Below are 8,253 nucleotides of genomic sequence, written 5' to 3'. Positions count from 1 at the left end.
AGGCTGAGGCTAGAGGCAAAAAGTGGGCTTTTGTTTTGCCATTCTTCAAAGAGGATTTCCATCACTTCGACCACGGATTTGTTCATAAATATGCGGCTGTTGCGGCGTTTGTGCCAAAGTGAAGTTGCATCGTTAAGCGTGAGTTTGTAGAGGGTCAGTGCCCCATCGCTTTGTCCTTGTGAGGCTTCGGTGATGATGCCAGTGGTTCTAAACAGGGTGCCTTGATCGGTGACTTGATCGACGGCCACTTGTGTGCCGATGAATTGTTTGAGTGGAATTAAGGCATTGGTCGAGAGACAGATGAGTTCTGCTTGCACGCCTTCGTTAAGGGCATGGCTGCCATCGATGCGTTGGAGGAAGACTTGGCTATTCAGCTGTGAATGACTGAATTGGATGTGGAGGGCTCTGTTTTGGGCGGTTAGACCGAGCTGTTCAATCGTACGCTGAATATTATTGATGAAATTCTTCATGTCAAAATGAGTTAATCATTATTATTTAGATATTCTTAACCCAAATTGTACACGAAAAAATCAATTTTAAACGATATGAATTGTTTCAACCGTTAATTCACGACGGGCTAACCTTTTTTTACCAAATAATGAAATTCTTTGTTCCCATTGTCATCTAAACGTTCTTCTTGCAACAGCAATTCATGACCAAGATGCATACAGAATTTAGGAATATCCCAAGAAGTTGAATTATCTGTTGCAAATACTTCCACCACATCACCAGACTTAGATTTACGAATGGCTTGATGTAACATCATCACCGGTTCTGGACAACGTAAACCACGTGTATTCAACTGGATTTGAGGTTGAACTTGAGAATCAGACATTCAATATCGCCCTAAAAAGATTGGGCGATTATTTTATCATAATTCAATCTTTTCACTCCCAAATTCAGAAAAAGACTCCAAATACAGTGGTCTATGATCAAATAGATCATTAGGAATCAAAATTTTACCAATAGACAAGCGTATTTTCTTCGGTATGATTAAAACTTATTTTTTCAATTGAAGAGTCTTTAGGAAAGATCATGCAAGAGGAATCAGGTACATCGTGGGGTATGCGTGGCTTACGCAAATGGTTAGGCACAGCCCCAGAAACCCGAGATGAACTGTTAAAAATTGTACAAGATTCACGTCGACTACTCGAACCAGATACAGTAGCGATGCTCGAGGGAATCTTTGACCTTCCAGCGACTAAAATTCGTGAAGTCATGACGCCACGAACTTCAATGGTCAGCTTACAAGAAGATGATGAGTTATTGGATATTCTTGATGTTCTCATCGAGTCAGCGCACTCACGTTTCCCTGTATTTTCAACAGATCAACCTGATAACGTCATTGGTATCCTTTTGGCAAAGGACCTCTTACCTTTCTTAAAAGATCGTGATTCGAAAGTAAATGTACATTCGCTGATGCGCCAACCGATTTTTGTGCCTGAAAGCGCGCGTTCTGATCAAGTGCTCCGAATGCTAAAAAACACTCAAACACATATTGCGATTGTGATTGATGAGTACGGTTCTACTTCGGGTTTAGTGACACTTGAGGATATTCTTGAAGAAATTGTGGGTGAAATTGAAGATGAACATGACAATGTCGATGAAGAAGCCAATTTCATTGTTCCAGATCAAACCAGCAACAGCAGTAACACGTGGTTAGTTCAAGCACTTACACCAATTGAACATTTTAACAATGTTTTAAATGCTGAATTTTCTGATGATGAAGTGGAAACTGTGGGTGGACTATTACTGCAAGAAATTGGTTTAGTCAGCGATCTTCAAGGCCAAGTGATTGAATTGGGAGATTGGGAATTTACCATTGTGGAAGCAGATGTCCGTACTATTCATCTGATTCGAGCTGTGCGTAAATGAGAGCCTATTTTCAAAAATTATTGAGTCCTTCAGAAAAACAAAAATCATTACCTTTCATTTATCCACTCCTTATTGCTTTAACAGCAGGTGCGACTTTTAGTCTCGCACTTGCACCTTTTTATTGGTGGTGGCTGGCAATATTATCGCCAGCATTGCTATATGCCACACTCAGTAAGCGAAATCCTAAACAAGCATTCCTCATCGGTTGGACTTACGGTTTTGGTTTATGGTTTGTTGGTGCATTCTGGTTATACACTTCTATCCATGTGTATGGTGATACATCTGCGTTTTTAAGTGTCATCATGATTGCGATTATGGCCTTGGTGATGGGGCTATTTACTGCAATACAAACTTGGATATATCGTCGATTCTTTCCAGAAACACCACTTACTTTTGCCCCTTTATGGGTATTCTTTGAATGGGCAAAAACTTGGGTATTTACTGGTTTCCCTTGGTTATTTGCAGGTTATGCTTTTACCGAGCGTTTCTTAGATAGCTATGCACCTTTATTTGGTGTATTTGCAGTTTCTTTCGTGGTCATTCTCATTGCATCTGCACTTGTTGAACTCCTACGAAAACGCTACTTTTGGGCTATTCCAGTTTCAATTGTATTGCTAGGTGCATGGGGCGCATCCTATTTAACTTTTGTAGAAGAAAAAAAATCAGCACCGCTGAGCGTTTCTTTAATCCAAGGTAATATTCCTCAAGATTTAAAGTGGTTAACTGAGTATCAAGTAAAGACACTTGAAATCTATGCACAATTAACGCGATCAGAATGGGGACGTGACTTGGTGGTTTGGCCTGAATCATCTATCCCAATGTTTCAATCAGATATTGAACTATTTTTAGATGCAATGGATCAGCAAGCCAAAAGTACCAACACAGCTTGGGTAACAGGCATTCCATATTGGGATTTAAATGAATCTAAGGCATTGGGTTATCCGCGTTATTACAACTCCATGATGGCATCTGGTGATGAAGCTACAGGCTTATATAAAAAACAGCGTCTCGTTCCTTTTGGTGAATATATTCCGCTGTCTGGCCTGTTAAGTTGGGTGTTACCTGCGCTTCAAAATGATCCTTCAATGAGCGGTTTTTCACGTGGTCCGCAGGATCAAGCTCCTTTTTCAATTCACAACCACAAATTAGCTGCTGCGATTTGTTATGAGGTTGCCTATCCGAACCTAACCCGACGCAATGCACTAAATAGTGATTTCCTCGTCACCGTTTCAAATGATGCGTGGTTTACGGGTACGGCTGGTCCGTGGCAACATTTACAAATGGTACAAATGCGGGCAAAAGAAAATGGACGCTGGTTTATTCGTGCAACCAATACAGGTGTAACTGCTTTTATCAACCACAAAGGGGAAATCGTCAGCCAAGCCCCAATTGATCAACAAGCGGTTCTTCGTGGTGATCTACCTGCAATGGAAGGGCAAACTTGGTATACGAGATTCAGTGATTGGCCAATATTGGGATTGTCATTGATTTTATTGGTGATGGGTTGGTTCTTTAGACCACGTGTTGTCGATGTCAGTTTTAAATCTCGTCGATAACACTTGGTTTCAAATCAAATATATGTTCTATATCAAAAAACCGAGCAAATATGCTCGGTTTTTTTAAATTTGTGTTGTGAGGTAAGACAGCATTGCCATCAAACTCAACATCGGAATAGATCGATAAATTTTAATGAGCAGCGCTTCAAATGTTGAAGATACATCAGACAGCGTCAAAACAGATGCCTTAAGTGCACTATAAAAACTTAAAATCGTAATCGCACTAAATACACTAATCGCCATAAATCCGATCATGATTTGACTGCTTGCGTCTGCATTTGACCAAAGATCAATGAATAGATGACTGATAGGCAATAAGCTCAAAATAAGCAGTGCAGACTTGAGCACAGTCCAATGAAATAAATTGATTTCATCTGACAATATTAATGCTTTCATCATTCCCCCTTATTATCAAGCTAAGCTGTTGGCTCCATTATGCAGGGAATAATTAAAATAAAAAGCCTAATTTTCTTCATATTTTCTGTTTCTTGTAACCATTAAATATGGGAATAATTCTTATTATAAATCTCAAAAACCAATTATTTACAAATAATTTAATTATCAATACCTTAAGTCAATATCCATAAATAATAAAGATTATCACTTCACTCAATATTTATTAATTCGATTAAGTGAAGTGATTAATACCATAAATGGTTTTTAATAATGATTTTCATTTATGGTGTGTAAAAGATATCAGCATCATTTCCTTCACCACCCTGCTTTCCATCTGCGCCGAATGAATAAAGATCATATGCACGACCTTCCGAACCGGGAATCACATATTGCAAATCATTATCCCAGCTATCTTTAGGATAACCACCCTTCACATAACCACCAGGTAACCAATTTTTTGCTGAAGCTGGTTGATTGACCAAGGCATCCAAGCCACCATCTTGCATGGATGGATATTGGTTGTTGTCTAATTTGTATTGATCTAATGCACCTGCAACACCTTTCAGCGTAATGATTGTGGTATCAACCTTCGCTTTCTCACCACGCCCCATGACATTAGGCACAATCAGTGCTGCAAGCACACCTAAAATCACAATCACTACCATCACTTCGATCAGGGTAAAACCAGATTGTTTTCGCATTTTCATCTTGTTTCGCATATTTTCACTCGCTATTTCATTCATTATTAGAATTTATTGAATCTGTTTAAATCATATTGTTCATGTTGACGATTGGCAACATGACAGCAATCACGATCACCAATACAATCGCAGCCATTAACACCAACATTAGTGGCTCCAACAACGCCAATAATGTCGAAATTAATGTGGTAACTTCTCGATCTTGCATCGTCGAAGCTCTTTCTAACATTCGATCCAACTCACCCGAGGCTTCACCACTTTTGATCATTTGCACCATCATCGGTGGAAAATAACCACAGCGTTCAAGTTGCGTAGCCAAATTTCCACCCTCTGTGACCTTTTCAGCCGCGACATTGACTGCATCTCGAATAACCCAATTGCTACTTACTGCTGCACCAATTTTCAACGCGTCGACCAAAGGAACACCAGATTGCGTTAAGATAGATAAGGTACTTGAAAAGCGGGCGGCATTAATACCTCGTGATAGTTTTCCAAATAATGGCAACTTCAACGTGAGACGATCAAAAGCATAATGCCCTGCGGCAGTCCTTAAAAAACGCACCAATAGAAAGAATCCCAACGCCGATGCAACCAATACAAATGGCCAAGCTTGACGTATAAAATCACTGGCTTTCATTAAAGCAACCGTAATCCAAGGTAGCGCATCTTTACTTTGGTCAAAAGTTTTAACGATGTCTGGTACTACATAGGTCATGAGTCCCATTACGATACCGAAAGACATCAACATCAAAATAATAGGATAAATCATTGCACCTTGAATCTTCTTTTGCATCGCAAAGCGATTTTCAGTGTAATCAGCCAATTGATCGAGAATAAGATCTAAGTGTCCTGATCGCTCACCAGCAGCAATCGTTGCAATATAAAGTTCAGGGAATCTGCCAGATTGTTGCATCCCTTGAGCCAAGGAATGACCTTCTAAAACCTTTGATCTTACAGATAACATCAAATTTTGCACGTGAGCTTTTTCGCTTTGTTTGGCAACTGCTCTTAATGCTTCCTCAAGTGGGATCCCCGCTGCAACTAATACGGATAATTGGCGAGTCATCAAAGCTAAGTCATAAGCTGTAAATTTTTTTTGAAAAAAACCACCAGTTCGATGCTTGTCTTTTTGTTCTACAGCATCAACTTGTACTGGAATCCATTGTTTATCCCGAAGCTGTTGTCGAATCTGTCGGGCTGAATCACCTTCTAGCACACCCTTTTGCTGCTTTCCTGAAGCATCGATGGCAGTATATTGATATGCGGGCATGATAATGCTCTAATTTTCCTAATTATGATGTCTTAAGAGTTGCCTTAGACCGTTCTCTTCATTCATATTGATCACTTGCAACAACTTGAACACTCTATCACAAGCATTGGTTATCCACGATAAGTTTTCACCATATTGATTGACGACTATATATGACAAATATTTCAGAATTAAGCCAAATTGTTTATCGAGTGCGCATCGCGGTGCCAGTTTATCTATATGATTGTTTTGATTATGAAGTTTCTGCAGAACAATACCAAACTATACACATAGGTTGCCGTGTTCTTGTTTCGTTTGGTCGTCAAAACTTAGTCGGAATCGTACTTGAAAAGATCGCACCGGAAACGCCATTAGATCCGAAAATCAAACTGAAATCCATCACTGAAATCTTGGATCTACAGCCCATACTCAATGCTACGATCATTCAGCTCGCGCAGTGGTCTGCTCAATATTATCAATTCCCCATTGGGGAAGTCATGCATACCACTTTGCCGACATTTTTAAGGCAGGGCAAACCCTATAATTTATTAGCTCACTCTTGGAAAGTTTTAAATTTAGACGCTGAAAAGAAAGTGGCTCGATCTTTAAAACAACAAGAGGCTTATAAAATTTTAAAGCTACACCCTCAAGGGACTGCCGAGACGATACTGAATTTGAGTGGTGTGGAAACAGCAACATTAAAAGCGCTTGAAAAGAAAGAAATCGTCGAATGCAAATTGATTCAGCAGGACTTTAGTCCTGAACCTGTACAGCTGGCTCAAATGCCATTGACTGCAAATGATGATCAAAAAAAAGCAATTCAATCCATTTTAAAAGCACAAAATCGCTATCAAGCATTTTTACTCGATGGTTTAACTGGAAGCGGAAAAACTGAAGTTTATTTGCAAGTCATGCAAGAGGTTTTACAAAAAGGTCAGCAAGTATTGGTACTGGTACCAGAAATTGGCTTAACCCCTCAAACTATCAGTCGATTTCAATCTCGCTTTCACTGCAATATTGTCTTGTTGCATTCCGGACTGAATGACACAAAGCGCCTCCAAGCTTGGCAATATGCTCAAACAGGGAAGGCCTCCATTATTCTTGGTACACGCTCTGCGATTTACACCCCCATGCCAAATTTAGGGCTCATTATCTTAGATGAGGAGCATGACCTGTCATTCAAACAACAAGAAGGTTTTCGCTACCATGCACGTGATGTTGCTCTCTATCGCGCTTATTTAGAGCAATGCCCCATTGTCCTTGGCTCAGCAACACCAAGTATTGACTCATATCATTTGGTGGAGCAAAAAAAATTAACGATTCTGAAACTCGATGAACGTGCCGCAGGTGCAAGCTTACCTAAAATTCATTTAATTGATCTAAAGATTGCTCAAAAACAGCATGGTATAAGCGAACAACTCATTAAAGAAATTCAAAAAAGACTCAATCAAGAAGAACAGGTACTGATCTTTTTAAACAGACGTGGTTATGCACCTGTCCTGATCTGCGAAAGCTGTGGATGGCAAGCCAATTGTCCCCATTGTGATGCACATTTTACGCTTCATAAAAAACCATATGAGCACCTGCATTGCCATCACTGTGGGACAATTAATCGACTGCCTGATCAATGCCCCTCTTGTCAGCAACACACCTTGAAGCCTATTGGAATGGGCACGGCAAAAGTTGAAGAGAATTTACAACTTTTATTTCCAGACTTTCCTGTGGTCAGAGTAGATCGTGATTCCACGAGCCGTGTCGGGAGTTGGCAAAAAATTTACGAGCAAATTCATCAAAGTAAACCGATGATTTTACTTGGTACGCAAATGTTAGCCAAAGGTCATCACTTTCCGTATGTAACCTTAGTTGCAATCTTAGATATTGATAGTGGCCTACTCAGTGTTGATTTCAGAGCAACGGAACGAACAGCCCAATTGATTGTTCAAGTTGCAGGTCGTGCAGGACGAGGTGAAAAAAAAGGTGAGGTTTATCTACAAACTTTACGACCTGATCACCCTCTACTCAACACGCTCATTGATAAAGACTATCGTGCTTTTGCTCGTGAAACACTTCATGATCGTCAAGCTGCTTTACTCCCTCCAATGCGCTATGCAGCATTAATACGTTGTGAATCGCGTAGTCAGGAAGAAAATCTCAATTTTTTAACCAATATGACACAATCGCTCCAACAACATACTGGTGAGCTGATTGAGATTTGGGGTCCAATTCCTGCGCCAATGGAGCGAAAGGCTGGGCGTTATCAGGCACATGTGGTTTTATTGTCATCAGATCGTGCAAAAATGCATTTCTATATACGAGAATGGTGGCCATTTGTGCTTCAACAAAAACCTTCAACGATGAAGCTCAGTATTGATATAGATCCTCAAGAGCTAAGCTAATCATGAATAGAGTTAAATTATCAAAGTCGAAGACCTGAATTAAATTTACACAGCTAAAGCAGACACGATTACAATTTCAT

8 protein-coding genes are annotated in these 8,253 nt (G+C 39.9%); 3 read left to right on the top strand and 5 right to left on the bottom strand.

Features of this window, described 5'->3' with window-relative positions; genetic code table 11:
- The coding region (locus tag AC1M9B_RS08725) for a phage late control D family protein (protein ID WP_481608953.1) at positions 1-470 on the bottom strand (470 nt) is incomplete at its 3' end.
- 107 nt (positions 471-577) lie between these two features.
- The gene (gene tusA, locus AC1M9B_RS08720) at positions 578-835 is read right to left on the bottom strand and encodes a sulfurtransferase TusA (RefSeq protein ID WP_035264077.1); all 258 of its coding nucleotides are present in this window, start codon (positions 833-835) and stop codon (positions 578-580) included.
- A gap of 200 nt (positions 836-1,035) precedes the next feature.
- On the opposite strand from tusA, the gene AC1M9B_RS08715 reads away from it, so the two are divergent.
- Together AC1M9B_RS08715 and lnt are read left to right on the top strand one after the other, a co-directional pair.
- On the top strand, positions 1,036-1,875 hold the full coding sequence (locus AC1M9B_RS08715; protein WP_092767211.1) for an HlyC/CorC family transporter: 840 nt from the start codon (positions 1,036-1,038) through the stop codon (positions 1,873-1,875).
- Positions 1,872-3,431, top strand: a complete 1,560-nt coding sequence (lnt, locus tag AC1M9B_RS08710) for an apolipoprotein N-acyltransferase (protein WP_481591449.1) — start codon at positions 1,872-1,874, stop codon at positions 3,429-3,431. Before AC1M9B_RS08715 ends, lnt begins: the two co-directional genes overlap by 4 nt.
- Before the next feature lie 63 nt (positions 3,432-3,494).
- On the opposite strand, the gene AC1M9B_RS08705 is transcribed toward lnt, so the two are convergent.
- The 3 genes from AC1M9B_RS08705 to gspF all read right to left on the bottom strand — a co-directional run bounded on the left by AC1M9B_RS08705 (position 3,495) and on the right by gspF (position 5,798).
- Entirely contained in the window at positions 3,495-3,827 is a 333-nt protein-coding gene (locus tag AC1M9B_RS08705) for a hypothetical protein (protein WP_481591450.1), read from the bottom strand.
- A 281-nt stretch (positions 3,828-4,108) separates the two neighbouring features.
- The gene (gspG, locus tag AC1M9B_RS08700; RefSeq protein WP_228143111.1) at positions 4,109-4,534 is read right to left on the bottom strand and encodes a type II secretion system major pseudopilin GspG; all 426 of its coding nucleotides are present in this window, start codon (positions 4,532-4,534) and stop codon (positions 4,109-4,111) included.
- Positions 4,535-4,592: 58 nt separating this feature from the next.
- A complete protein-coding gene (gene gspF / locus AC1M9B_RS08695; RefSeq protein WP_035264068.1) occupies positions 4,593-5,798 on the bottom strand; it encodes a type II secretion system inner membrane protein GspF in 1,206 nt (401 codons plus the stop codon).
- Between the two features lie 152 nt (positions 5,799-5,950).
- On the opposite strand from gspF, the gene AC1M9B_RS08690 reads away from it, so the two are divergent.
- Positions 5,951-8,173, top strand: a complete 2,223-nt coding sequence (locus AC1M9B_RS08690; RefSeq protein WP_481591451.1) for a primosomal protein N' — start codon at positions 5,951-5,953, stop codon at positions 8,171-8,173.
- Positions 8,174-8,253: the final 80 nt, after the last annotated feature.

The organism is Acinetobacter sp. ANC_7513 (genome assembly GCF_056779915.1).
This window is presented reverse-complemented; position numbering and strand designations above follow the sequence as displayed.

What these genes read in the sequence shown, in the direction of transcription:
- lnt (WP_481591449.1), top strand. Translation starts at nt 1,872, where the DNA reads ATGAGAGCCTATTTTCAAAAATTATTGAGTCCTTCAGAAAAACAAAAA.
- AC1M9B_RS08705 (WP_481591450.1), bottom strand. Translation starts at nt 3,827, where the DNA reads ATGAAAGCATTAATATTGTCAGATGAAATCAATTTATTTCATTGGACT.
- AC1M9B_RS08690 (WP_481591451.1), top strand. Translation starts at nt 5,951, where the DNA reads ATGACAAATATTTCAGAATTAAGCCAAATTGTTTATCGAGTGCGCATC.
- tusA (WP_035264077.1), bottom strand. Translation starts at nt 835, where the DNA reads ATGTCTGATTCTCAAGTTCAACCTCAAATCCAGTTGAATACACGTGGT.
- gspG (WP_228143111.1), bottom strand. Translation starts at nt 4,534, where the DNA reads ATGAAAATGCGAAAACAATCTGGTTTTACCCTGATCGAAGTGATGGTA.
- AC1M9B_RS08715 (WP_092767211.1), top strand. Translation starts at nt 1,036, where the DNA reads ATGCAAGAGGAATCAGGTACATCGTGGGGTATGCGTGGCTTACGCAAA.
- gspF (WP_035264068.1), bottom strand. Translation starts at nt 5,798, where the DNA reads ATGCCCGCATATCAATATACTGCCATCGATGCTTCAGGAAAGCAGCAA.